The sequence below is a fragment of the Catenuloplanes indicus genome (genome assembly GCF_030813715.1).
In the GTDB taxonomy this organism is placed as follows: domain Bacteria; phylum Actinomycetota; class Actinomycetes; order Mycobacteriales; family Micromonosporaceae; genus Catenuloplanes; species Catenuloplanes indicus.
Genome location: NZ_JAUSUZ010000001.1, coordinates 5,838,917 through 5,862,911 on the forward strand (window position 1 = coordinate 5,838,917; position 23,995 = coordinate 5,862,911).

Annotated in this window: 18 protein-coding genes, 3 tRNA genes and 1 pseudogene; 15 read left to right on the top strand and 7 right to left on the bottom strand. The window is 71.8% G+C overall.

Annotated elements, in window-relative coordinates:
* Positions 1-25: 25 nt before the first annotated feature.
* Positions 26-1,245 (bottom strand): annotated as a pseudogene (locus J2S42_RS26450) (IS30 family transposase).
* A gap of 104 nt (positions 1,246-1,349) precedes the next feature.
* Between J2S42_RS26450 and J2S42_RS26455 the strand changes: the two are divergent.
* Positions 1,350-1,423: transfer RNA gene (locus tag J2S42_RS26455), tRNA-Met, on the top strand.
* Positions 1,424-1,627: 204 nt separating this feature from the next.
* Positions 1,628-1,951: an STAS domain-containing protein gene (locus J2S42_RS26460; RefSeq protein ID WP_307243284.1), complete on the top strand. Its 324-nt coding sequence runs from the start codon at positions 1,628-1,630 to the stop codon at positions 1,949-1,951.
* On the opposite strand, the gene J2S42_RS26465 is transcribed toward J2S42_RS26460, so the two are convergent.
* Entirely contained in the window at positions 1,948-3,651 is a 1,704-nt protein-coding gene (locus tag J2S42_RS26465) for an ABC transporter ATP-binding protein (RefSeq protein ID WP_307243286.1), read from the bottom strand. The two genes, J2S42_RS26460 and J2S42_RS26465, sit on opposite strands and share 4 nt — an antisense overlap.
* 56 nt (positions 3,652-3,707) lie before the next feature.
* Between J2S42_RS26465 and J2S42_RS26470 the strand changes: the two genes are divergently transcribed.
* The 5 genes from J2S42_RS26470 (at position 3,708) to J2S42_RS26490 (ending at position 9,545) form a co-directional block, all read left to right on the top strand.
* Complete coding sequence (locus J2S42_RS26470; RefSeq protein ID WP_307243287.1) at positions 3,708-4,310, top strand: TetR/AcrR family transcriptional regulator; 603 nt, start codon at positions 3,708-3,710, stop codon at positions 4,308-4,310.
* 59 nt (positions 4,311-4,369) lie between these two features.
* Positions 4,370-5,983, top strand: coding sequence for a hypothetical protein (locus tag J2S42_RS26475; RefSeq protein ID WP_307243289.1), 1,614 nt, complete (start codon positions 4,370-4,372; stop codon positions 5,981-5,983).
* Positions 5,935-6,984 carry a DUF4132 domain-containing protein gene (locus J2S42_RS26480; protein ID WP_307243291.1) on the top strand — a complete coding sequence of 350 codons (1,050 nt, stop codon included), beginning with the start codon at positions 5,935-5,937 and terminating at the stop codon, positions 6,982-6,984. Before J2S42_RS26475 ends, J2S42_RS26480 begins: the two co-directional genes overlap by 49 nt.
* Before the next feature lie 192 nt (positions 6,985-7,176).
* Positions 7,177-8,760 carry an ABC-F family ATP-binding cassette domain-containing protein gene (locus tag J2S42_RS26485; protein WP_307243293.1) on the top strand — a complete coding sequence of 528 codons (1,584 nt, stop codon included), beginning with the start codon at positions 7,177-7,179 and terminating at the stop codon, positions 8,758-8,760.
* Between the two features lie 89 nt (positions 8,761-8,849).
* Positions 8,850-9,545 (top strand): M50 family metallopeptidase, encoded by a 696-nt coding sequence (locus J2S42_RS26490; protein WP_307243294.1) that lies wholly within the window; start codon positions 8,850-8,852, stop codon positions 9,543-9,545.
* 103 nt (positions 9,546-9,648) lie between these two features.
* Here the strand turns inward: J2S42_RS26490 and J2S42_RS26495 are convergent, their stop codons facing one another.
* A complete protein-coding gene (locus tag J2S42_RS26495; RefSeq protein ID WP_307243296.1) occupies positions 9,649-11,931 on the bottom strand; it encodes a glycoside hydrolase family 3 N-terminal domain-containing protein in 2,283 nt (760 codons plus the stop codon).
* A gap of 139 nt (positions 11,932-12,070) precedes the next feature.
* Between J2S42_RS26495 and J2S42_RS26500 the strand changes: the two genes are divergently transcribed.
* The 6 genes from J2S42_RS26500 (at position 12,071) to J2S42_RS26525 (ending at position 18,711) form a co-directional block, all read left to right on the top strand.
* Complete coding sequence (locus J2S42_RS26500) at positions 12,071-13,747, top strand: copper resistance CopC/CopD family protein (RefSeq protein WP_307243298.1); 1,677 nt, start codon at positions 12,071-12,073, stop codon at positions 13,745-13,747.
* Between the two features lie 111 nt (positions 13,748-13,858).
* Complete coding sequence (locus J2S42_RS26505) at positions 13,859-15,430, top strand: hypothetical protein (RefSeq protein WP_307243300.1); 1,572 nt, start codon at positions 13,859-13,861, stop codon at positions 15,428-15,430.
* A gap of 333 nt (positions 15,431-15,763) precedes the next feature.
* Entirely contained in the window at positions 15,764-16,246 is a 483-nt protein-coding gene (locus J2S42_RS26510) for a MarR family winged helix-turn-helix transcriptional regulator (protein ID WP_307243302.1), read from the top strand.
* Between the two features lie 77 nt (positions 16,247-16,323).
* Positions 16,324-17,814: an MFS transporter gene (locus tag J2S42_RS26515; protein WP_307243304.1), complete on the top strand. Its 1,491-nt coding sequence runs from the start codon at positions 16,324-16,326 to the stop codon at positions 17,812-17,814.
* Positions 17,792-17,865 (top strand) — tRNA-Met (locus J2S42_RS26520). Before J2S42_RS26515 ends, J2S42_RS26520 begins: the two co-directional genes overlap by 23 nt.
* 171 nt (positions 17,866-18,036) lie before the next feature.
* Positions 18,037-18,711 (top strand): M15 family metallopeptidase, encoded by a 675-nt coding sequence (locus J2S42_RS26525; protein WP_307243306.1) that lies wholly within the window; start codon positions 18,037-18,039, stop codon positions 18,709-18,711.
* 118 nt (positions 18,712-18,829) lie between these two features.
* On the opposite strand, the gene J2S42_RS26530 is transcribed toward J2S42_RS26525, so the two are convergent.
* Positions 18,830-18,903 (bottom strand) — tRNA-Met (locus J2S42_RS26530).
* A gap of 205 nt (positions 18,904-19,108) precedes the next feature.
* Between J2S42_RS26530 and J2S42_RS26535 the strand changes: the two genes are divergently transcribed.
* The gene (locus tag J2S42_RS26535; protein ID WP_306835011.1) at positions 19,109-19,714 is read left to right on the top strand and encodes an ATP-dependent Clp protease proteolytic subunit; all 606 of its coding nucleotides are present in this window, start codon (positions 19,109-19,111) and stop codon (positions 19,712-19,714) included.
* A gap of 150 nt (positions 19,715-19,864) precedes the next feature.
* Here the strand turns inward: J2S42_RS26535 and J2S42_RS26540 are convergent, their stop codons facing one another.
* The 3 genes from J2S42_RS26540 to J2S42_RS26550 form a co-directional block, all read right to left on the bottom strand.
* On the bottom strand, positions 19,865-20,536 hold the full coding sequence (locus J2S42_RS26540) for a hypothetical protein (RefSeq protein WP_307243308.1): 672 nt from the start codon (positions 20,534-20,536) through the stop codon (positions 19,865-19,867).
* 79 nt (positions 20,537-20,615) lie between these two features.
* Complete coding sequence (locus J2S42_RS26545; RefSeq protein WP_307243310.1) at positions 20,616-21,290, bottom strand: response regulator; 675 nt, start codon at positions 21,288-21,290, stop codon at positions 20,616-20,618.
* 154 nt (positions 21,291-21,444) lie between these two features.
* On the bottom strand, positions 21,445-22,311 hold the full coding sequence (locus J2S42_RS26550; protein ID WP_307243311.1) for a spermidine synthase: 867 nt from the start codon (positions 22,309-22,311) through the stop codon (positions 21,445-21,447).
* Between the two features lie 130 nt (positions 22,312-22,441).
* Here J2S42_RS26550 and J2S42_RS26555 point away from each other — a divergent pair, with 130 nt between their 5' ends.
* Positions 22,442-23,980 carry a DUF1800 domain-containing protein gene (locus J2S42_RS26555; protein ID WP_307243313.1) on the top strand — a complete coding sequence of 513 codons (1,539 nt, stop codon included), beginning with the start codon at positions 22,442-22,444 and terminating at the stop codon, positions 23,978-23,980.
* Positions 23,981-23,995 lie beyond the last annotated feature (15 nt).

Below are 23,995 nucleotides of genomic sequence, written 5' to 3' on the forward strand. Positions count from 1 at the left end.
CCAGGGGTCGTTGCAACACAGTTGATCAACTGGTTTTGGTTAAGAGTTTAGTGAAGCGCTCGGCTGGGGTGTCCCAGCCGAGCGTTTTGCGTGGGCGTCCGTTGAGTTCGATGGCGACGGCGTCAAGGTGGTCGCGGCCGTGGACGGACAGGTCGGTGCTTTTCGGGAAGTATTGGCGTAGCAGGCCGTTGGTGTTCTCGTTGCTACCGCGTTGCCAGGGTGAGTGCGGGTCGCAGAAATAGACCGGGGTGCCGGTAGCGATGGTGAACTGCTGGTGCAGGCTCATGTCGATGCCCTGGTCCCAGGTCAGCGACCGGCGTAGCTGTGTGGGCAGGTGGCCGATGGTGGCGGTCAGGGCGTCTCGGACGAGGTCGGCGGTGCGGCCGGCCGGCAGGTGGACGAGCATGACGTAGCGGGTGTGGCGTTCGACCAGGGTACCGATCGCGGAGCGGTTGTCCTTGCCGATGATCAGGTCGCCTTCCCAGTGACCGGGCACCGCGCGGTCGTCGGCCTCGGCGGGGCGTTCGCTGATCATGATCATCTCGGTGGCCATCCGGGGAGTGCGCTGCTGAGCCTGGCGGCGAGGCCGGCGGACCGCGCGACCGGTGCGTAACGCGGTGGTCAGCTCGCGGCGTAGCGCGCCGCGGCCTTGTACGTAGAGCGCCTGGTAGATCGTCTCGCGGGCCACGTGCATCTCCGGGCGGTCGGGAAAGTCCCGCCTGAGCGTCGCACAATCTGTTCGGGGCTCCACTTGAGGTCCAGCCGATCCTGGACCGCCTGCCGCAGCTCAGGACTGGCGGCGATCTTGCTGATTTTCGGGCGGGACCGGCGTGCCTGTGCACGCGCCTGCGCCGCGTGGGGCCGGTAGTCACCGCTGACCGGATGCGCGTTACGCCGCAGCTCACGACTGATCGTCGATGGTTCACGGTCCAGTTCCACGGCGATCTGCCGGACTGAGGCCTGTTCGCGACGCCGGTCAGCGATATACAGACGTTCTTCCTCATTGAGGAACCGGCCACGCACCGACGGTGACGGCCCGGCCGTGATCGGCGGTGCCGCCTTTTCACGGCCGGTCGGGTTACGGCCGTTCCGCCAACGCCGGCCGGTCCGGACGTTGATCCCGACGACCCTGCACGCTTCTGCCGTTCCGACACCCTGACCCACGAGCGCAAGATATGCCTCACGCTCGCGGGTCAGACGCCGACGGCCCTGAACAACCGAACGGTCCCGGATCTCGAAGTCCATCGCATTCCCTGAACTGGGGTGTTGCGACGACTGCTAGAACCCAAGCCGCGCCGGGGGCCGTTTTGCAGCTCAGGTGACCACTGGGGTAATGTTCTCAGAGCCGACGCGGGGTGGAGCAGCTCGGTAGCTCGCTGGGCTCATAACCCAGAGGTCGCAGGTTCAAATCCTGTCCCCGCTACGAGGGTCGAGGGGCGTCTGTCCGCGGAGTGCGCGGACTGGCGCCCCTCTTCGCATTCTGCTCCGGGGCCGAGCCCCGGAAGCCCCGCGTGCCTGTGGTTGCGGTGCGTGGTGTGGTGCGGTGGGTGCGTGTGGTGCGGTGGGTGCCTGTGGTGCGGTGCGTGCCTGTGGTGTGGTGCGTGCTTCGGTGGCCGGAGGGGTGTCGGTGGAGCCTGAGCTTGTGGTTGAGGTGGAGCGGCGAGGCGACGGCGTGGTGGGTGTGCGCGTCGTGGGGGATGTGGACCGGGACAGCGCGGGGAGTGTGCTGGAGGCCTTCGAACGGGCGCTCGCGGGGGATGAGCCCGCCCGGGTGGTTTTCGATCTGGGCGGGGTGGGGTTCTTGGACTCGGCGGGGATTCGGGTGCTGGTGACCTGCCGGGAGCGGGCGGAACTCGTCGGTGCCCGGCTCGAGGTGGAGCGGGCGCATGAGAACGTGCGGCAGGTGCTGACGATCACTGACCTGCTGGGCGTGCTGCGGGTGGCACCCTAGGCACGGGCCGGCTCCGGGGTGGTGATCCGGAGTGCCTCGATCAGGGTGCGGTAGAGCGTGTCGGAGGCCAGGAGCTCGGGGTGGGTGCCCTGGGCGCGGATGCGGCCGGACTCGAGGACGATGATGTGGTCGGCGTCCAGGACGGTGGAGAGCCGGTGCGCGATCGTGATCACGGCGCCGGTGCGGGACTGGTCGCGGATGCACTCCTGCAGCGCCTGCTCGGTGAGCGCGTCCAGCTGGGCGGTGGCCTCGTCGAGCAGCAGCAGGTCGGGCGTGCGGATGATGGCGCGGGCCAGGGCGATGCGCTGACGTTCGCCGCCGGAGAGTTCGGTGGACGAGACCGGGTTGTCCAGGCCCTCCGGGAGCGCGGCGACGCGGTCGGTGAGGCGGACGGCGGCGAGCGCGGTGGCCAGCTCGGCGTCGGTGGCGTCCGGGTGGGTGAACCGCAGGTTGTCCCGGATCGTGCCGGGGACCAGCGGCGTCTCCTGCTCGACGTAGGCGATCTGCGAGCGGACCTGGTGGTTCGCGTACGGGATCCCGTTCAGCAGCAGTGTGCCGTGCGTCGGCTCGACGAAGCGCAGGATCAGGGAGAACAGCGTGGTCTTGCCCGCGCCGGACGGGCCGACGATCGCGGTGTGGCCGTGCCGCGGGACGACCAGGTCGATCTCGTGGACCGCGTCCGGGCCGTCCTCGGTGTAGCGCGCGGAGACCTGCCGCAGCTCCAGGACCGGGGCGGACGGCGAGGACGCGGCCGGCAGCTCGGACAGCTCCTCGACCGGCAGCTGCTCGATCGCGCGGAGCCGGGACGCGGCGGCGATACCGGCCTGCAGCGTGGTCAGGTTCTGGGTCATCTCGGCGAGCGGGCCGATCAGCTGGAACGTGTAGAGCAGGAACGCGATCAGGCCGGAGACCTGCAGCAGGCCGGCGTCCACCCGCCACGCGCCGATGGCGAGCACCACGATGATGGCGAGCTGCACGCCGCTCCACGACACGGTCATCACCTCGGCGGCCCGGTGCGCCGCGCGCAGGCTGTGCCGGAACGCGTTCTCCGCCGCGGTCACCACCCGGTCGGACTGGCGATCCTCGGCGCGGCTGGCCTTCACCGTCCGGATCGCGCGCAGGCTGCCCTCCAGCGTGCCGCCGAGCTCGCCGATCGAGCCCTGCGCGGCCTCCTGCGCCCGGCCGATCGACGGCAGCAGCGTGACCATCACCGTGCCGACGATCAGCACCGCCACGATCGTGCTGCCCAGCAGCACCAGGTCGAGCACGGCCATCAGCGCCAGCGTGGCGACGGCCGCGACCGCGCTGTTGATCAGGTTGACCGCGCTGGCGGACGCGTCGTGCAGCAGCTGCGGGTCGGAGGTCGCGCGGGTGACCAGCTCGCCGGTCGGGCGGCCGGTGAGCGCGTCGACCCGGGCCGCGAAGTAGCGCCGGACCACCGCGATCCGCGCCTCGAAGACGACCCGCTCGGCGAGCGTGGCCATCAGCTTCCACTGCCGGAACGAGATGATCGTGCCGACCACGACCAGCGCGAGCAGCGTCAGGACCGGCGCGACCGGGAAGCCGCCGCCGAGCGAATCGATGATCTGCTTGGCGGCCAGCGGCGTGGCCAGGCTCGCCGTGCTCGCGAGAAGACCCAGGACAAGACCGATCACGAGGGTACGGCGATGCGGGCGCAGATAACCGAGTAGGACTCGCATGGGCCAGAGTGGAACATGATTGTTCCGTTCTGGTCAAGCGAGTATCCTCAGACAGCGTGAGGGCCGATGTTCCGGAAACCGGCAGTCGTGCGCGGACCCGCCGGGCGATCCTGGACGCCGCGATCGCGGTGCTCGGGCGCAACCCGGCCGCCTCGCTCGGCGAGATCGCCACCGCCGCCGGCGTCGGCCGCACCACGCTGCACCGATACTTCCCGGACCGCTCCGATCTGCTCGGGGCGATCAAGGAGGACAGCGTCGTACGGATGGACCGCGCCGTGGAACTGGCCCGGCTGCCGGAGGGCACCGGCCGTGCCGCGGTCGTCCGGCTGGCCCGGGAGTATTTCGACCTCGGCGACCTGCTGTCGCTGCTGTTCGCGGACCCGCCGCTGGCCGGTGACCCGACCTGGGAGAAGGACACGGCCGGCTGCGACCCCCGGCTGGCGGAGGTGGTGGTCCGCGGCCACCGGGACGGCACGATCGACCCGGAGCTGCCGGCCGGATGGGTGGAGAGCCTGATCTGGTCACAGCTCTACGCCGGCTGGGCGTACACCGCGGACGGCGCCTCTCGCCACGACACGCTGCGCCTGGTCCTGCGCACGCTCACCGGCGCACTGACCCCGGCCGCACCCGGCCCGGTGCACCGTGCGGGTCGTCCGTAGCGCGCATCCCGTACCCTCGATCGCTCTGTTCCTGTGCTGGTGAGCGAGAGGAAGCCGACGTGCGGATCGTGCAGCCCGCGGCCGACGAGGACGTCATGGTGCCACTGCCCGGCTGGCGACGGAGTCACCGGCTGCGCCGTGGGGGCTGGTGGACCGATCGTCCGATCAGAACAGGCGCCGGGAAGGCCACCGCGGCCGCCACCGCGTTCCTGACCGGGTATCCGGCGCAGACGAAGGCGGTGCTGCGGCTGAAGCGGGCCGATCCGGCGGTGCGCACGGCCGGACTGGCCGCGTTCGCCGACCTGCCGGCCGCGACACCGGCCGGGATGGCAGCGCTGCTCGGCGCGCGATGCATCGTGGACCACCCGTCCGATGCGGAGCTCCGGGCGGTGGCGGAGTACCTGCTCGCGGCGCGCGGGACCGCGTTCGCCGTGCGGGTGGCCGCGGAACTGGCCGGGCTGCGGGCGGAGGGCGGGTACCACGACGGCGAGACCCGGGGTGCCATGTCCCGCCTGACCAGCACGGCCTACACGCAGATCGACTACTTCGACGCGCTGCGGCCGGAGACGTCCGCGGCGTTCCGGCACTGGATCCGCGCGCACCTGGCGACGGGCTCCGCGGACGACTACGCGACGGCGGAGGCGGCGCTGACGCCCTACCGGGACGGCGCACCGCAACAGCGTGCGCTGGCCTCGTTCCTGCTGCCCACCCGGGAGGACTGGGTCGCGGAGGACGTGGCCTGGCTGGCGGCGCACCGGATCGGGAACGATCGGGCGGACTGGTCGTACCCGATCCAGGACGCGCTGCTGTCCTCGGTGCACACGCTTGATCAGCTCGACGCCGTGGAGACTCGTCCGCTGCACCACCGGTGGTTCTCCGGGGCGCTGGAGAACATCGGGCCCGCGGTGCTGCCCCGGTTGCTGCACACGCTGACCTGGTGGGACGACGCGGACAGCAAGCGGACCGTGTTCTCGGCCGTCGCGGTCGTCCCGACGGACGAGGCGTACCGGGCGCTGCTGGACCGGCGTGCGGACCGGGCCGCCCGGCCGGCGCTGCACGACGCGACCGTCCGGTTCCCGCGGCGGGCGCTCCGCCTGCTGGCCGAGGCCGGCGCGGACGACCTGCTCAGCGGGCACGTGGCCCGGAACCCCGGCATCGCGGAGTCAGTGCTGCCGGAGCTGACCGCGGCGGCTGCGGCGCGGGTCCGCGCCGCGCTCGCCGGAGCCGGGACCGATCGGGATGCACCCGCCGGGCGCGTGCCCGCGGATCTGCGCGTGCCGCCGGGCGCGGCCGGGCCCGTGGTCAGCGCGTGGGTGGACGCGGAGACGCTGCCCCGATCGGAGCTGCGCGACGGCTCCGGCGTGCTGCCGTTCGGGAGCGTCCGCTGCCTGATCGCGCTGCTGGCGACCATGGATCCGCGAGTGACCGGCGTGCGGGACACGCTGGTGCCGGGCGCGCTGCGGGAGCTGGGCTGGGAACTGTTCACGCGCTGGCAGGCCGGGGCGCCCCGGCGAACGACGGCTGGGCGCTCACCTCGCTGGCGCTCTCCGGCGACGACGAGACCGTCCGGCGGCTCACGCCGATCATCCGGGCGTGGCCGGGCCGGAGCGGGCACGCGCGTGCCGTGCTGGGGCTGGACGTGCTGGCCGCGATCGGTACCGAGACCGCGCTGATGCACCTGCACGGCATCTCGCAGACCGTGCGATTCCGTGGGCTCCAGGAACAGGCGCGGGCGAAGGTGCGCGTCGTCGCCGACCGCCTCGCTCTCACGCCGGAGCAGCTCGCGGACCGGCTGGTGCCGAGCCTCGGGCTGTCCGCGGACGGCACGCTGCTGCTCGACTACGGTCATCGGCGGTTTTGGGCCGGGTTCGACGAACAGCTCCGGCCGTATGTGACGGATGCGGCCGGCAAACGGCTGGCGGCGTTGCCGAAGCCGGGAGCGCAGGACGACGCGCAGAAGGCCGCGGCGGCGTACGCGCGATATGCCGCATTGAAGAAGGACGTCCGGACGCTCGCGCGTGACCAGCTCAGGCGTCTGGAGACGGCGATGGCCGGCCGGCGCCGGTGGATCGCCGCGGAGTTTCGTGCGCACCTGGCGGGTCATCCGCTGGTCGGGCACCTGGTCCGGCGCCTCGTCTGGGGCGTCTACGCGGACGGCGCGCTGGTCGCGGCGTTCCGGGTGGCCGAGGACCGCAGCCTGGCCGATTCGGACGACCGGGAGATGGTGATCGCCGACGACGCGCTGGTGGGCGTGGCGCACCCGGTGGAACTGGGCGGCGAGTGGAGCGAGGTGTTCAGCGACTACGAGATCCTCCAGCCGTTCCCGCAGCTGGGCCGCGAGGTGTTCACCGCGGCCGGTGCCGAGCTGCCCACCTGGGCGGAGAACCGGGCGCTGCTCGCGCTGGAGAAGCGCGGCTGGCGGCGCGGCGACCCCGGGCCGGGCGGCCAGCAGCAGTCGATCGGGAAGGCGATGACCGGCGACGTGAGCGTCGAGCTGGAGTTGTCACCGGGCATTCCGGTCAACAATCGGCACGACGTCTGGGCGGACAGCCAGGAACTATCCGCCCCGCGCGTCACCGTCGGCAGGCGGCGGAACGTGCCGCTGGCCGCCCTTCACCCGGTGATCGCCTCGGAACTGCTGCGCGACCTGGCCACGCTCACCGCCGCACGCTGACCGCGAGCTCCGGCGGCGGTGGAAATCCGGCTGCCGCCGGACCCGGGTGTGTCTACCATGGCGCGCATGCCATACGTGCTCTACCTGTGAGACGGCCGCCGGCTGCTCAGCCGGCCTCCCCGCCGTCCACGTAAGCCTCGTCGAGCGCCGCCCGCCGGTCATGCGGGCGCGCCGCTCCGTGCTGGGAGAGCAATGCCAACATCGACGATTCTGCCTGCGCGCGCCCGTGCGCAGCTGACCGCGACCGACATCCACATCGCGCGCGGCGGCGTACCCGTGCTGCGCGGCGCCGCCCTGACCGTCACGCCCGGCTCGCGCTGGGGCGTCGTCGGCGAGAACGGACGTGGCAAGTCCACGCTGCTGGCCGTGCTCGCCGGCACGCTCGAACCGGACTCCGGCACGGTACGCCGCTCCGGCACGCTCGGCCTCGCCGCACAGGAACTGCACGCCACCGGCGACGCCACGGTCGGCGACGTGATCGACGCGGAGCTGTCCGATGCCCGGGCCGCGCTACGCGCACTCGACGCGGCCGCGGACGCGCTGACCCGGGCCGACCCCGGCGCGGCCGACCGATATGCCGGGGCGCTGCACGCCGCGGAGGCGCTGGAGGCCTGGGACGCCGACCACCGGGTCGACGCCGCGCTGGCCGCGCTGGGCGCGGAACGGGACCGGACGCGGCCGCTGGCCGAGCTGTCCGTCGGCGGCCGCTACCGGGTGCGGCTCGCCTGCCTGCTCGGCGCGGGGCACGACTTCCTGCTGCTGGACGAGCCGACCAACCACCTCGACGGCGGAGGGCTGGCCTACCTGACGTCGGCACTGACCGGCACCCGGGCCGGTGTGGTGCTGGTCAGCCACGACCGGGCGCTGCTGGCCGCGGTGGCCACCACGATCGTCGACCTGGACCCGTCGCGCGACGGCCTGCCGCGCGTCTACGGCGACGGGTACGCCGGATACCTCGCCGGTCGCGCGGCCGAGCGGGAACGCTGGCAGGAGGAGTACGACAAGCAGCAGACCGAGAACGCGCGGCTGACCGCGAACCTGGCCGGCGCGCGGGACCGCCTGATCGACAACTGGCGGCCGGACAAGGGCACGAACAAGCACAAGCGCGCCACCCGCGCGTCGTCCCAGGTCCGCACGTTCCACCGGCGGCAGGACGAGCTGGCCGCGCACGCGGTCACCATGCCGGAGCCGCCGCTGCGCCTGCGCCTGCCCGAGCTGCCGCGGAACGCGGCGATCACGCTGGACGACGTGACCGTGGCCGGCCGCCTGGAGCAGCCGGTCACGCTCACCATCGGGCCGTCCGGGCGGCTGCACGTCGACGGCCGTAACGGTGCCGGCAAGTCCACGCTGCTGGCCGTGCTCGCGGGGCGGTTGCGGCCGGACACCGGGACCCGGCGCGTCGCGCGGAGTCAGCGCATCGGCTACCTGGCGCAGGAGTCGCCGGAGCCGGGCGGCGCCACCGCGCGCACGTTGTTCGCGGCGGCCGGTGGCACGGTCGAGCTGGAGGGCCTCGGCCTGCTCGACCGGCGGGAGCTGGACCGGCCGGTACGGGAGCTGTCCACCGGCCGCCGGCGCCGGCTCGACCTGGCGCTGGTGCTGGCCCGGCGCCCGCACCTGCTGCTGCTCGACGAGCCGACGAACCACCTGTCGATCGCGCTGGTCGACGAGCTGACCGAGGCGCTGGGCGGCACCCGGGCGGCGGTCGTGCTGGCCACGCACGACCGGGCGCTGCGGGCCGACGTGGCCGGGTGGCCGCGGCTCACCGTGGGACGGTGATCGGCCGCTACGTCAAGCGATTGTCCGGTGACGGATAGCATCCTTGTCGGGGATGGTGATCAATATTGAGCCCTGGATAGCTTGGCGGCATGCCCGGTCTACTGGAGATCGCCGCGGCCGACCCTGATCCGGGAGTCAACAAGGTGGCCTGGGCCGGCGCGCTGCTGGCCTGGCTGCTGGCGGTCCCGGCGTACGTCGTCTTCGGCCTGATCGACACGATCGCGCACGAGGGCGGGCACGCGCTGCTGGCCAAGCTGCTGTTCCAGCGCGTGCGGGCGATCCGGCTGTTCCGGGACGGCGGCGGCGCGACGTACTTCGACGAGGACATGCCATGGGCGGTCGACGTCGCGGTCAAGTTCATCGGGTACGTCGCGCCGTCGCTGTTCGGCCTGGCCGCCGCGTGGCTGCTGGCCCGCGATCTGGTCGACGCGACGCTCTGGGCCAGCCTCGGATTCCTGTTCGTCATGCTGTTCGCGGTGCGCGGGCTGCTCGGCTGGCTGGTCGTGCCGACGCTGATGATCGTGATCTGTTATGTCGCCCTGGCCGTGGAGCCGCCGATGCGCGAACTCTTCGCCCACGTCTGGGCCTGGTTCCTGCTGATCGCCGCCGTCGAGACCATGCTGATCTTCCTCCGCACCCGCGGCTACGACCACAACTCCTCCGACGCCGGCGCCCTCCACCGCCTGACCAGTCTCTCCGGCGCCTTCTGGGCACTCCTGATGCTCCTCGGCACCACCACCGCCCTCATCTACGGCGGCACCCTGATGCTCCGCGCCGCGATCTAGCGGCCCGCGAACCACCACCGGCTACGCCCTCGGAAACAGCCTCGCCCGTCGAGGCCGGGTGCCCGGACCGTGAGACCACGGTCCCGGCACCCGGGGATCTCGTCTAGCGGACCGTGAGGGTGGCGGCGGATTCGCCGGCGGTGATGAGGTATCGGCCGGGGGTGACGCGGGGGGAGTCGGTGGAGATCATGTCGCCGGGGGTGACGGCGAGGCGGGATGCGGGGAAGTTGAGGGTCACGGTGCGGTTCTCGCCGGGGGCCAGCGAGACCTTGGTGAAGGCCACCAGGCGGCGGGGCGGGGCCAGCGGGTTGGCTACCGCCTGGCCGGCGTAGAGCGGGACCACCAGGTCGCCGGCGCGGGTACCGGTGTTCGAGACGGTGACGGTGACGCGGACGTTGTCCTTGGGGCGGACCGTCGGGGACGCGAGTGTGGTGCCGGCCGTGGTGAACGTGGTGTAGGAGAGACCGGCGCCGAACGGGTACGCGGGGGTGTAGCCGGATCCGGTGCCGGCGTTCGTGCCGGGGAGCTGCTGGTAGTAGAGCGGCTGGTTGCCGATCTGGCTGGGCCAGGAGACCGGGAGACGACCGCTCGGGTTGGCGCGGCCGTAGAGGACGTCGGCGATCGCGTTGCCGCCCTCGCTGCCCGGGTTCCAGGCGGCGAGCAGCGCGTCCGTCGTGTTCGCCGGGCCGAGGACCAGCGGGCGGTCGGAGACGACCACCACGATCACCGGCGTGCCGGTCGCCTGCAGACGGGCGACCAGGTCCTGCTGGTCCGGGGCGAGCACCGGGTTCGGCATGTCGGCCTCGCCCTCGGCGGCGGCGCGGTTGCCGACCGCGACCACCACGGCGTCCGCGTCCGCGGCCTGGGCGACGGCGTCGTCGGGGCTGGACGTGCCGACCACGGTGGTGCCGGCCGGTGCGGTGTCGCGCAGACCGGCCAGGATCGTGGTGCCGGGGATGGTGACGCCGTCCGGGATCCGCTGCCAGCCGACGGTCCAGCCGCCGACCTGGTCGGTGAGGTTGTCCGCCTGCGGGCCGGCGACCACGATCCGCTTCGTGTCCGGGCCGAGCGGGAGCGTGCCGTCCTGGTTGCGCAGCAGCACCAGCGACTCGGTGGCGGCCTGCCGGTTGAGCGGGCGGTCCGCCTGCAGCACGGCCGCGTCCGCCGCGGCCGGGTCCACGTACGGCTTGTCGAAGAGCCCGAGCTGGAACTTCAGCGTCAGGATCCGGCCGACCGCCTGGTCCAGCCGCTTCTTGGAGATCAGCTTCTGGTTCACCGCGTCCAGCGCGGCCTGGTGGAAGCCGCGGTCGTCCGGCGGGACCATCGCCATGTCCACGCCCGCGTTGACCGCGGCCGCGACCGCACCGGCGTAGGAGTCGGTGATGTGGTACGCGGTGTGCAGCAGCCGGACGTCGTTCCAGTCGCTGATCACCACGCCTTTGAAGTCCCACTCGTCGCGGAGCAGATCGGTGAGCAGCCAGCGCGAGCCGGTGGCCGGGATGCCGTTGACCGCGCCGGAGTTGACCATCACGGTCAGCGCGCCCGCGTCCACCGCGGCCTTGTACGGCGGCAGGATCGTGTCCTGCAGGTAGCGCGGGGACAGGTCGGCCGGCGTGCGGTCGTGCCCGTTGAACGGCTCGGAATAACCGGCGAAGTGCTTGACGGTCGCGGCGACCGGGCGGCCGGAGGCCTTGTTCTGCAGGCCGGTCACCGCACCGGCGGCCAGCGTGCCGGCCAGCACCGGATCCTCCGCGTACGTCTCGTAGTAGCGGCCCCAGCGCTGATCCCGGGCCAGGTCGGCGACCGGGGCGAAGTTCCACGTGGTGCCGGTGGCCGCGACCGCACGCTGGGTCGACTCCGCGGTCCGCTGGTTCAGCGCGGTGTTCCAGGTGGCGCCGAGCCCGAGCTGGTGCGGGAAGATCGACGCACCGATCACGTTGTTGTGCCCGTGCACCGCGTCCACGCCGTAGACGATCGGGATGCGCAGCCGGGAGTGCTCGATCGCGTACCGCTGAATGCTGTTGACCATTTCGGCCCACGCTCTCGGCGTGTTCACGGCCGGTGCCGCGCCGCCGCCGGAGAGCACCGAGCCGGCGTGCTGGTCCGCGAGGACCTCCCGCATGCAGGTCTCGTTGAGTGCGCCGCCGCTCCAGTTGCAGTCGCCCTGCATCCGGTTGACCGCGATCTGCTGGAGCTGGCCGACCTTCTCCTCCACGGTCATCCGGCGCAGCAGGTCGGCGACCCGGGCCGGGGTGGACGCCTTCGCGTCGAGGTAGCGCTCACCCACGGCGCCGGCGGGCGTGGCGGCGAGCGTGAGCATCAGGACGCCGGCGAGCGCGGGTGCCAGCAGGCGCCGCCGGGTCGTGGGGGGATTGAGCAGTCGCATGGATCCTCCCGAGCAAGGTCAATTCATCGATGCGACGCTATGGCTTGAATGTAAGTGCGTCAATGCGTTGGGTGAGGATGCGGGGAAAAGTCCGGTCAGGCGTTGAACCATGGCAAGGGCCGGATCCGAACAACAGGACATGACATGGGTACGGATGGTCGCCGCGGCGTTTCTCGGTGCGCTGATCGTGCTGATCGGCCCAGTGTCGCCCGCTTCCGCGCACGCGGTCGTGGTGGACACCGTGCCGGCGCGGGGTTCGGTCGTGGGCGCCGCGCCGACCGTCGTGACCATTACGTTCAGTGAGGCGGTCCGGCTGGTCCCGGGGCGGGTAAAGGTGGTCGCGCCGGACGGGTCACCGGTCACCGGCGGTGAGCCCACGCTGGCCGGCGCGGTGATGACGATCCCGGTGACGGCGGCGGAGCGCCCACTCGGCACGTACACGGTCAGTTACCGGGTGGTGTCCGCGGACAGTCACCCGGTCGGCGGCGGTTTCTCCTACTCCATCGGCGCGCGCTCGACGTTCGACGGCGCGGTCACCGGCGACGAGGTCGACCCCGGCGTGACGGCCGGCATCTCGGTCGCGAAATACCTCGGCTACCTCGGGCTCACGCTGCTGATCGGGCCCGCGCTGCTGATGCTGTCACTGTGGCCGCGGCGGCTGCTGCGCACGCCGGCCGGACGGCGCGGGCCGCGGATCATGATGTTCACCGGCGCCGGGTTGATCGCGCTCGGCGCGCTCGCGGCGATCTGGCTGCAGGCACCGTACGCGTACGGTGGCGGGCCGCTGGACGCGACGGCCGACGGGCTGGGCGGGGTGATGATCAGCCAGTTCGGGCTGGCGCACCTGGGACGGCTGGTCGCGCTGGCGCTGGCCGTACCGTTGCTGGCCGGTCGTGCTTTTCGGTGGCGGGGCGTCGCGCTCGGCGTGGTCGCGGCCGCAGGGCTGGTGACCTGGCCGCTGTCCGGCCATCCGATCGCGTCCCGCATGCCGGTCGTCACGGTCTTCGCGGACTTCGCGCACCTGGCCGCGATGGCGGTCTGGCTCGGCGGGCTGATCGCGCTGGCCGTGTTCCTGCTGCGCCGCGCGGACGCCCGCGAACTGCGGGTGATCCTGCCGGTCTGGTCGCGCTGGGCCGCGCTCGCGGTCTACTGCCTGATCGCCGGCGGCGTGATCCAGGTGATGGTCGAGGTCGGTACGGTGTCGCAGCTGGTCACCACGAGGTTCGGGCAGCTGGTGCTGGCGAAGACCGCGCTGCTCGGCGTGGTGCTCGCGGTCGCCGGTGCGGCGCGGCTGCTGGTCCGGCGGATCGTGACCGGGTCCGCGACCGGCTGGGCCGCGCGCCTGGTGCCGGGCGGGCCGCCGGCGATCTGGCTGCGGCGGTCGGTCGCGGTCGAACTGGCGGTGACCGCGGTGGTGCTGGCCGCGAGCGCGGTGCTGGTGCAGACCACGCCGTCACGGAGCGTGGGTGAGGAGGCGCCGGTGGTGGTGCCGGAGACGTTCAGCGAGACGCTGACCAGCCCGATCTACACGCTGCAGTACGAGATCTACCCGGTACAGCGCGGCGAGTACAACACGCTGCACGGGTTCGTCTACACGCCCGAGGGACAGCCGATCCCGATCGAGGAGTTCCGGGTGACGATCGCGCTGCCGTCGGCCGGGCTGGAGCCGATCGACGCGCCGATGGCCATTCTGGACGAGAGCCACGGGCTCGGGCCGGTCAACTTCCCGCTGCCCGGTGAGTGGACGGTGAAGTTCACCATCCGGATCTCGGAGATCGACCAGGCCACGGTGTCCGGCGTGGTCAACGTCCCGTAATTCTCCGATACCGGCCCCTCTTTCGTTTTTCGTCTGAAAAATGAGCCCGTAGGGTATTTGTCTCTTCGGGAAGGGGCGGCGTTCATGACCACCCTCGAAGCCCCGGCCGCCGTGATCGACGACGACATCGACCTGGTCCGGCCGCTGCGAGTCTTCCGGTCCCGCCCGGCGCTCGGCGTGCCGTTCTGGCGCTGGGAATGCCGGGCCTGCGGCGATTCCGGTGGTGGCGGCAGCCATCCGGACGCGGTCGGCCGCGCACTCACCCACTGCGTGGAACATCCGAGCCATCCGTCGTCGCTGGTTCCGCCGGTCAACTGCCGACAGGAGAATCCGCGGGCGCCGCTGCGCACGATCTACGAATGGCTGGTCGCCCGCAGCGCACTGGAACCGGCGGACGCGGACCAACTGCCGCTGCTGGTCGACGATCCGGCCGAGGGAACGGCGGCGCCCGGCGGCGGGACGGATGACGAACTGGCGTCGCTCGGGCCGGTGGACGTCGAGTGGATCTCGGCGGGCGATCCGGTGCCGGCGGCGGATCTGGCGGCGCTGGCATGGTTGGCCGGCGATCATGCCGTGTCCGCCGGCGAGCTCGAGCCGCTTCCCGGCGGCCTGGCGCCGTCCGTCGGCGACCACGCGGCGCCCGGTGACGGGCTCGCGCCGCCCACCGGCGATCCGGCACCGGCCGACGGCGACGGTGTGTTGTCCACTGGCGTTCCGGCGGCGTCTGGCGGCGACAGTGTGTTGCCTACCCGGGATCCGGTGGCGTCCGGCGGCGATCGAGTGCTGTCGGCTGGAGACCTGGCGTCGTCCGGCGGCGATCGTGCGCTGCTGACCGGCGATCTCGCCTCGGGCAAGGGTGCCGCGCAGCCTGGCGGCGACGGCCGGCCGGCCGCCGATGATCCCGCGGGGGCCGGGGAGTCGGACGGTGCGCTGGTGCAGCGGCGGCTGGCCGACGGCTGGGCGCGGGCGCTGCCCACGGGTTGGCCGCCGCGCGAACTCACCGAGGGTTGCGGGCCGGTGATCGTACGGACGGCCGCCGGTATCGACGCTGGCGAAGCGGGATCCGCGGCGGCGGAGGCGGCCGGTTGCGGCGTGTCTTCCGTGCATGGTCAGTCTGCCGGCGGCCGGGGGTCTGCCGGTTACCGCGAGTTCTCCGAGAACCGCGAGTCTGCCGTTGATCGCGAGTCTGCCGGCGGACCTGAGTCCTCCGAGAACGGCGAACCTGACGGTGATGGCGAGTCTGCTGGCGGCCGGGAGTCTGCCGAGAACATCGAGTCCGGCGGCAACGGCGCGTTCACCGGTTCTCCGGAGTCCGCGGACGATCCTGAGTCGGCCGCTGACAGCGACCTCTCCGATGTTGCCGCAGCAGGCTTCGGTTTCGGCGACGAGGAGGCGCTGTCCGCCAGCCAGTCGCTTCCGCCGGCGAACGGCCTCGACGGTGGCGCCGGGCTGCTGGAAGCCACCGAGATCGGATCGGCAGGCGACCGGATCGCCGTGCGTGAGCCGGTCAGCGGCCCCATGCTGCCGAGCCGCCGGTTCCTGCTCCCGACCGCCGGGCTCCTGCCGATCGTGCCGCCGGCCGCCGAGGCCGCTGGGCCCGGCGTGGCCTCCACTGATCAGGCGGCGGAGGAGGCGATCGTGCAGGACGAGTTACCGGGGCTCGACGGCCGCGTGACCGGCTGATCGCCCGGCCCCCGGCCAGCGGCCCCCGCACCGATGATCGGGTGCGGGGGCCGCCGTCCTCCTTCGGTCACCCGGCCGGAAAGCGAGATCAAGCCGTGGTCGCCCGGCATCAGCACGCCGAAGCCGATCACAGGGGGAGGGGCGCGGCGCCGCCGGCGGGAGCGCCCGCCGCCTCGGCCGGCCGTGCTCCCGATCGCGGTGCGGGTGCAGGCGGCCGCGGACATGACCGCGGCGGAGCCGACGATCGAGACGTGCTACCCGCCTGATACGGCGACCGCGCAACTGTTTTGCGCGAGATTATCTTGACCGGGACGATCTGGCTATCCTGGACCGATGACCGCATCGCACCGTGTCGAACCTGACGTGTCGTTCCTGCTCAACCACGCGGCCCACGTGCTGCGGACCCGGATGGCCGCGGCGCTGGCCGAGGCGGGCCTGACCGCGCGCATGCATTGCGTGCTCACGCACGCGATGGGTGGGGAGCGGACCCAGGCCGAGCTGGCCGAGATCGGCGACATGGACAAGACCACGATGGTGGTGACCGTGGACGCGCTGGAGCGCGCCGGTCTGGCGGAGCGGCGGCCGTCCGCCCGGGATCGCCGCGCGCGGATCATCTCGGTCACCGACGCCGGTGCGGAGCTGGCCGTGCGGAGTCAGCGGATCGCGGATCAGGTGCACGCGGACGTGCTGGCCGCGCTGCCCCCGGACGAACGGGAAGTATTCCTGCGTGCGATGAAGCGGCTGGTCGAGGGGCATCTGGCGACACCGGTGGAGGCGCCGGTGCCAGCCCGGCGGGCACGCCAGCGGGAGGGCTGAGCTTCCGTAGCGGATAGTCTGCAACAGAACTATCTGCTACGGTTCAACCTGTCGCATCCCCGGCAGGGAGGACTGCCATGTCCGCCGTACCCGTAACCGCGCCCACGCGCCGCACCTGGATCGCGCTCGGTGTGCTCGCCACCACAACGCTGATGACCATTTTGGACGGCAGTATCGTCACGGTGGCGCTACCCGCCATGCAGGCCGACCTCGGCTTCTCGCCGAGCGCGTTGAGCTGGGTGATGAACGCGTACCTGCTCGGCTTCGGCAGCCTGCTACTGCTCGCCGGCCGGCTCGGCGACCTGATCGGCCGGCGCCGCGTCTTCCTGGCCGGCACCGCGATCTTCACGGTCGCGTCCGTGCTGGCCGGCGTCGCGACCGGCGCCGGCACGCTACTGGCCGCGCGGTTCGTGCAGGGCGTGGGCAGCGCGGCCGCCACCGCGGTCAGCCTCGGCATCCTGGTCGCGCTGTTCGCCGAGGGCCGGCATCGTGCGTTCGCGATCGCGGTGTTCAGCTTCACCGGCGCGGCCGGTGCCGCGATCGGCCAGGTGATCGGCGGCATCCTCACCGAGGCAGCCGGCTGGCACTCGATCTTCCTGATCAACCTGCCGATCGGCGCGGCCGCGATCGGGCTCGGCGCGCTCGTCCTGCCGGCCGACCGCGGCGTCGGCCTCCGCGCCGGTGCGGACGTGCTCGGCGCGCTGCTGGTCACCACCGGCCTGGCGCTGGCGCTGCACACCGTGGTCATCGGCGCCGAACACGGCCCCTCCGAGACCGTCGCGATCACCGGGCTGACCGCCGCCGCGCTGCTGGCCGCGTTCGTGCTCCGGCAGGCGACCGCCACGTACCCGCTGCTGCCCTTGCGGATCTTTCGCCACCGCGCGGTGACCGGTGCCAACGCGGCGCAGATCCTGATCCTGGCCGCCATGTTCGGCTTTCAGGTGCTGGTCACGCTCTACATGCAACGCGTCCTCGGCTGGTCCGCACTCGACACCGGCCTGGCCATGCTGCCCGCCGCGCTGCTGATCGGCACGATCTCGCTCACCGCGTCCGCGCCGCTGATCTCCCGCTTCGGTGCGCGCCGCATCCTGCTGGCCGGCCTGTCCCTGCTCGCGCTGCTGTTCGCCTGGCTCGCCCGTCTCCCCACCGACGGCACGTATGCGACCGACATCCTGCCCGCGATGCTGCTCGCCGCCGGCGCCGGCCTCGTTCTCCCCGCCCTGACCACGCTGGGCATGTCCGCCGCCGGCCCGGCCGACGCCGGCCTTGCCTCCGGCATCTTCAACACCACCCAGCAGATCGGCATGGCCCTCGGCGTCGCCACCCTCTCCGGCCTCGCCGCCACCCGAACCCACACCCTGACCAGCACCGGTACGCCCGAGGCGGAGGCCCTGACCGCCGGCTACCGCCTCGCCTTCCTGGCCGGCGCCAGCCTCATCCTCGCCGCCATGGCCCTGACCACCCTCATCCTCCGCCCGGGTGCAACCCGCGGCCGCTCAATGGATTCGCAGTTTTCGCCAATCCGAGCTAGGGTTGAGAAACCGACGCGGGGTGGAGCAGCTCGGTAGCTCGCTGGGCTCATAACCCAGAGGTCGTCAGTTCAAATCTGGCCCCCGCTACGAGGGTCGAGGGTGTCGTGTTCGCGGAAAGCGCGAACCGGCACCCTCTTCGCATTCTGCTCCGGGGCCGAGCCCCGGAGACCCCACGTGCCGGGGGTGCGCTGCGTGGGGCGGTGCGCTAGGGCGGTGCGCTAGGGCGGTGCGGGGGCGGTGGGGTGGGGTGGTGCTGGGATGATTTTGTTGTCGGATCCGGCTGTGGCGGCGATCGGGGCCGGGGAGAACGGCGAGGAGCTGGTTGACGCGCGTGGGCTGCTGCGCGTCGATGAGCGGGCGGCGGAGCCGAGTGGGCGCTTCGCACTGTTACGCAGCGGTGTGGTGGAACGGCTGTTGAAAGCGCAGGCGGCACTGCCGGGTGGGTTGCAGCTGCTGATGATCGAGGGCTATCGGCCCTACGACGCGCAGCTCGCGATCTTCACTGGCTATCGCGACCAGTTGCGCGGGCGCTACCCGGACTGGTCGGATGAGCGCGTGCACGTCGAGACCACCAAGTTCGTCTCGCCGGTGGAAGTCGCGCCGCACAGCACCGGCGGCGCGGTCGATCTGACGCTCTGCGACTCCGGCGGCCACGAGATCGACATGGGCACCCCCGTCGACGCCACCCCTGACGACAGCAACAACGCCTGTTTCACCGCTGCGGTCAACATCTCGCCTGAGGCAGCCCGTAACCGGCGCATCCTGTCCGACGCACTCACGTCAGCCGGCCTGATCAACTATCCCACCGAGTGGTGGCACTGGTCCTACGGCGAACGCTACTGGGCTCTCATGACCGGCAAATCCACCACCCTCTACGGCCCCATCCGCCTCCAGGACGAACACCGCCCTCGCACCGCCCCCGCACCGCCCTAGCGCACCGCCCCACGCAGCGCACCCCCGGCACGTGGGGTCTCCGGGGCTCGGCCCCGGAGCAGAATGCGAAGAGGGTGCCGGTTCGCGCTTTCCGCGAACACGACACCCTCGACCCTCGTAGCGGGGGCCAGATTTGAACTGACGACCTCTGGGTTATGAGCCCAGCGAGCTACCGAGCTGCTCCACCCCGCGTCGGCTCGGTAACCCTAGCTCGCTGGGGTGGGGATGTGCAAAACGATTGACGCTCGATCGTGTTGTGGCTGGTGGTGAGGCGAGGCGGCGGGGGTGCGGGGTGGAGCGAATAATGGGCGGTGTTCGCTGTGCGGGGAATCGCTTGGTTCGGGGGCCGCGGCGGCGGAGTGTTGACGAGGACGTTGAAACGAGGGGTGGTTTGCGCATGGACAGGGACGAGCTCGTGATGCGTGCGGGCGGCGGCAGCTTCGATGACGAGGTGTTCCAGCGGCTGCTCCGTGAGCGGATCATCTTCCTGGGCAGCCAGGTGGACGACGCGGTGACGAACCGGATCACCGCGCAGATGCTGCTGCTGGCGTCGGAGGACAGTGAGAAGGACATCTCGCTGTACATCAACTCGCCGGGTGGTTCGATCAGCGCCGGCATGGCGGTCTACGACACGATGCAGTACATCAAGAACGACGTGGCCACGATCGCGATCGGCATGGCGGCCTCGATGGGCCAGTTCCTGCTGTGCGCGGGCACGCCGGGTAAGCGGTACGCGCTGCCGCACGCGCGGATCATGATGCACCAGCTGTCCGGCGGTATCGGCGGTACGGCGGCGGACATCGCGATCCAGGCGGAGAGCATGCTGCACATCAAGAAGGTCATGAACGAGCGGATCGCGTTCCACACCGGTAAGACGCCGGAGCAGATCGAGCGTGACTCGGACCGGGACCGCTGGTTCACCGCGGACGAGGCCAAGGAGTACGGCATCGTCGACCACGTGATCAGCCGGGCGAACGCGGGAGCGGGCGCGAACCTGCTCTGACGAGCGAGGAGGGTGGGGGTGGAACCGGCGCCCCCACCCTTGGTTCGCCGGTTCCACACCACACGGGAGCCTCCTCCGCCGGGACCCGGTGGAGAAGCCTCGTCGGACGAGCCAGTGGCAGCCGGCCCGCCGGGGAAAGTCTCGGAGGAGCTAGTGCAGCGCGCGGCTGCGGTGTACGGCCGCGAGCGCGGCGTCCGCGTACTCCCGCTCCTGCTGGAAGCCGAGGAGCAGCGCGCCGGGCAGCGGCACGGAGCCGACCTTGCGCTGGAAGTTGGGGCCGTTCATCAGCCCGCCCAGCGTCGCGATCTTGGTTTCGTTGAGGCCGAGCACGTCGGCGTGCTCGATCCGGAAGCCGGCGATCGCCCGGCGCAGGATGTTGGCCAGGAAGCCGCCGCCGACGTCGCCGCCGGAGAGCGCGAGTGTGGGGCGCCCACCGGCCAGCGCGGCGCCGCAGACCAGCAGCACTTCCTGGGTGGAGTGCACGTAGAGGTGGTACGGCCACTGGTAGAGCAGCTGGCCGACCATGGCCCGGCTGTCCCGGCGGCGGATCCACGCGCGGTGACTCCAGGCGCGGCCGCGCTCGGCACCGTCCTCCAGCTCCATCGGGCCGGCGAACGTGAGGCGCCGGTCGGTGACCATGACGGTCGTCGACGACGGCAGCGTCCAGCGGACGGCGGAGCGGGTCATGGTCTCGCTGTACAGGTGTTCCGCGACGCTCGCCCGGCCGTGCCACAGCAGCTGTTCGCCCTCGTGGAGCCGGGGTCCCTCGGGCAGCCGCGCCCCTTCCGTCAAGCGGAAGTAGGAGGACGAGTGATCGGCCATGAAAGAAACCTCCTCAATGCCCCACTCTGGTGGTTGAAGGCTCCACAGTCATGACACCTGTGCGGGGGTCAACCCCCGTTCAGTACCGATTGGATGCGTTCGACCGATATTCCTGGACATCGTCTGGTTTTATCAGACCGTCCTCAATTGCCCTAGCGAGCAACGCGGCCTTGGATGCGGCCGGGCGACCCGCTTTCGCGTACTTGATCCGGGCGCGGTCCACGTACTGCTTCACGGTGTGCTCGCTGATCTGCATGCGGCGGGCCACCGACGCCTTCGACATCGACTGGAACCACAGCAGCAGCGCCTCGCGCTCCTTCTCGGACAGCGACGGGCGCTCCGGCCGCCGGTCGCCGACCATGGCACCGGCCAGCGAGGGTGCCACGTACGGCTGGTCCATCGCGGCGGCGAGCACGGTGGCGACGCAGTGCTCCTTGCCCTCGTTCTTCGCCAGGAACGCGACCGCGCCGGCCTCGACCACGCGGAGCACCGTGTCCGGATCGGTGTGCTCGGAGTAGACCACCACGCGCAGGCCAGCCTCGCACAGCTCGGAGACCCGGTCGATCACCATGCGGCCGTGCAGGTTCAGGTCGAGCAGCAGCACCTTCACGTCGCCGGCGGCGGACAGCACGTCGTCGATGGAGGAACCGGTCGCGACCACGCGCATCCGCGGGTCGTCGGCGAGCCAGGACCGCACGCCCTCGAGAACCACCGGGTGGTCGTCGACAATCGCCACCGTGACGGGCGTGTCCACAGCGGTTCCTCCTACCGGTCGCAGTGGTCGGCCGAGAAGCCCCGAGTCCGCACTGATTGAACTCTGAATCAAATGGCGGCCGCAAGGTCTGTATTGGAAATGCCTACTTCCGACACATAGGCCATTGGAAGTGCCGCCAATATATCGAACGGTGTCAGAGTTCGGGACGCTCCGGGCGGAGCAGTTCCGGCGGTGGCGGCGAGGATTCCGCGTCCGCGTCGGTGACCACGCGCCCGCCGTCCGCGAAGCGCTCCAGTTCCGGGCCGGCCTCGACCCGGCTCGGGAACCAGTCACCGGCCATCCGGCGGCGCAGCTCGGGCAGCGGCAGCGGCGTGCGGCCCGCGGCCACCACCAGGTTGCCGTACCGGCGGCCGCGCAGCACGGTCGCGTCCGCGATCAGGCACAGCTCGGGCAGCACCGCGCGCACGGTCGCCACCGCGTTGCGGCCGAACCGCAGCGGCGGGCTGTCCGCCATGTTCAGGATGTAGCGGCCGTCCGGGCGCAGCACCCGGGCGACCTGGCCGACGAACTCCACCGAGGTCAGGTGCGCGGGCGTGCGGGCCTCGTCGAACACGTCGCCGATCACCACGTCGTACGCCGCGTCCGGGCTGCCGGTGACCACCTCGCGGGCGTCACCGACGCGTACCCGGATCTTCGCGTCCTTGGGCAGCGGCAGCGTCTCGCGGATCAGCTCGACCAGCGCGCCGTCGATCTCCACCACTCGCTGGGTGGAGCCGGGGCGGGTCGCGGCCAGGTAGCGGGGCAGGCTCAGCGCGCCGCCGCCCAGGTGCAGCACGCGCAGCGGGGTGCCGGGCGGTGCGGTCAGGTCGAGCACGGCCGCGATCCGGCGCATGTACTCGAACTCCAGCGCGGACGGGTCGGCGAGGTCCACATGGGACTGCTGCGTGCCGTCCACGAGCAGCAGGAACGCGTTCTCCCGGTCGCGGTCCGGTACCACCTCGGCCACGCCGCCGCCGCGCACGATCCGGCGGACCGTGCCGTCCCGCTTCTCTCTGCCCACCCGTCAACCCTCTCGCGCCGCGTTGATCTCGCGCAAATATGAGAAAGACAACGGGTGCAGCCCGGTTGCGGCCGGGGGCAGTCCGGTTGCGGCGGTTCAGGTTACCGCCCGGCCCGGCGACGGTGACGGCATGACCGCACAGACCTCACGGCGTACGCTGCTCGGCGCCGCCACCGCGGCCGGCGCGGCCCTCGCGATCGGCACGCCCGGCACCGCCGCGGCCGCGGACACCGGCCCGGCCGGACTGGTCGCCGCGGACCCCCTGCTGCACCTGCTGCGCCGCGCCACCTACGGCCCGACGCCGGCCTCGATCGCGGAGATCCGCTCGCTGGGCGCGACCCGCTGGCTGGACCGGCAGCTGAACCCGGCCTCGATCGCGGACGACGCCTGCACCGCGCTGGTCGCCCGGCTGCCGCTGGCCGGCCGGGACATCACCGCGGTGCGCGCGGCCGCGAGCGCGGGAGTGTTCAAGACGTACGGCTGGGAGGCGATGTTCCAGCTCGGCACGGCCGCGGTCAGCCGGGCGATCTGGAGCAACCGGCAGCTGCTCGAGGTGATGACCGACTTCTGGTCCAACCACCTCAATGTCACCTGCCCGAACGGTGACGTCTGGGACAGCCGGCCGGACTACGACGTGACCGTGATCCGCCGGCACGCGTTCGGCCGGTTCGCGGACATGCTGAAGGCGAGCGCGCGGCACCCGGCGATGCTGACGTACCTGGACAACCGCTACTCGACGAAGGCGAAGCCGAACGAGAACTACGCCCGTGAACTGCTGGAACTGCACACGGTCGGCTTCGGCGCGCACGGCGAGGCGGACGTGCGCCAGGCGGCGCTGCTGCTCACCGGCGCGACCGTCGATCCGCGGACCGGGCTCTACCGGTACGACCCGGCCGCGCACGCGACCGGCGCGGTGACCGTGCTCGGCTTCAGCCACCCGAACGCGGACCCGGCCGGTGAGCCGGCCGTGCTCGCGCTGCTGGACTACCTGGCCACCCACCCGGCCACGGCGGAGCGGATCGCCCGGAAGCTGTGCGTGCGGTTCGTCGCGGACGAGCCACCGGCGGCGCTGGTCAGCACGCTGGCCAAGGTCTACCTGGCGAACGGCACCGCGATCGCGCCGGTGCTGCGCGCGCTGTTCACGTCCGCGGAGTTCGCCGCGTCCGCCGGGCGCAAGCAGCGCACGCCGCTGGAGGACCTGGCCGCCACCGTACGCACGCTCGGCTTCGGCCCGGACGCGTCCGGCACGGCCGGGCTGACCTCGCTCTACTGGGCGCTGGAGGCGAGCGGGCACCAGCCGATGGCGTGGGCCCCGCCGAACGGATACCCGGACGTCGCCGCCGCGTGGGCGTCGCCGTCCGGCCTGCTGACCCGGTGGAACGTGCACATCAACCTGGCCGCGAACTGGTGGTACAAGCAGCTGACCCGGCCGGCGTCGCTGCGGGCCGCGCTGGTCCCGGCCGTGCCCGCGACGTACGGCGGTCTGGTGGACGCGCTCGCGGTGCGGCTCACCGGGACGAAGCTGGCCGCGGCGCACACCGGCGCGCTCGCCGCCTATTTCGGGAAAACGCCGGGAAGCGCGCTGAAATCGACCGATCCGGCGGTGAACGCCAATTTCCCGTACCTCGTCGCTCTCATCCTCGACTCGCCGTATTTCCTGGTGCGCTGACTCCGTACCCCCGAT

Coding starts and splice junctions, on each gene's coding strand:
- J2S42_RS26540 (WP_307243308.1), bottom strand. CDS start 20,536: ATGGCCGATCACTCGTCCTCCTACTTCCGCTTGACGGAAGGGGCGCGG.
- J2S42_RS26465 (WP_307243286.1), bottom strand. CDS start 3,651: ATGCGAGTCCTACTCGGTTATCTGCGCCCGCATCGCCGTACCCTCGTG.
- J2S42_RS26500 (WP_307243298.1), top strand. CDS start 12,071: ATGACATGGGTACGGATGGTCGCCGCGGCGTTTCTCGGTGCGCTGATC.
- J2S42_RS26515 (WP_307243304.1), top strand. CDS start 16,324: ATGTCCGCCGTACCCGTAACCGCGCCCACGCGCCGCACCTGGATCGCG.
- J2S42_RS26510 (WP_307243302.1), top strand. CDS start 15,764: ATGACCGCATCGCACCGTGTCGAACCTGACGTGTCGTTCCTGCTCAAC.
- J2S42_RS26535 (WP_306835011.1), top strand. CDS start 19,109: ATGGACAGGGACGAGCTCGTGATGCGTGCGGGCGGCGGCAGCTTCGAT.
- J2S42_RS26495 (WP_307243296.1), bottom strand. CDS start 11,931: ATGCGACTGCTCAATCCCCCCACGACCCGGCGGCGCCTGCTGGCACCC.
- J2S42_RS26555 (WP_307243313.1), top strand. CDS start 22,442: ATGACCGCACAGACCTCACGGCGTACGCTGCTCGGCGCCGCCACCGCG.
- J2S42_RS26525 (WP_307243306.1), top strand. CDS start 18,037: ATGATTTTGTTGTCGGATCCGGCTGTGGCGGCGATCGGGGCCGGGGAG.
- J2S42_RS26490 (WP_307243294.1), top strand. CDS start 8,850: ATGCCCGGTCTACTGGAGATCGCCGCGGCCGACCCTGATCCGGGAGTC.
- J2S42_RS26485 (WP_307243293.1), top strand. CDS start 7,177: ATGCCAACATCGACGATTCTGCCTGCGCGCGCCCGTGCGCAGCTGACC.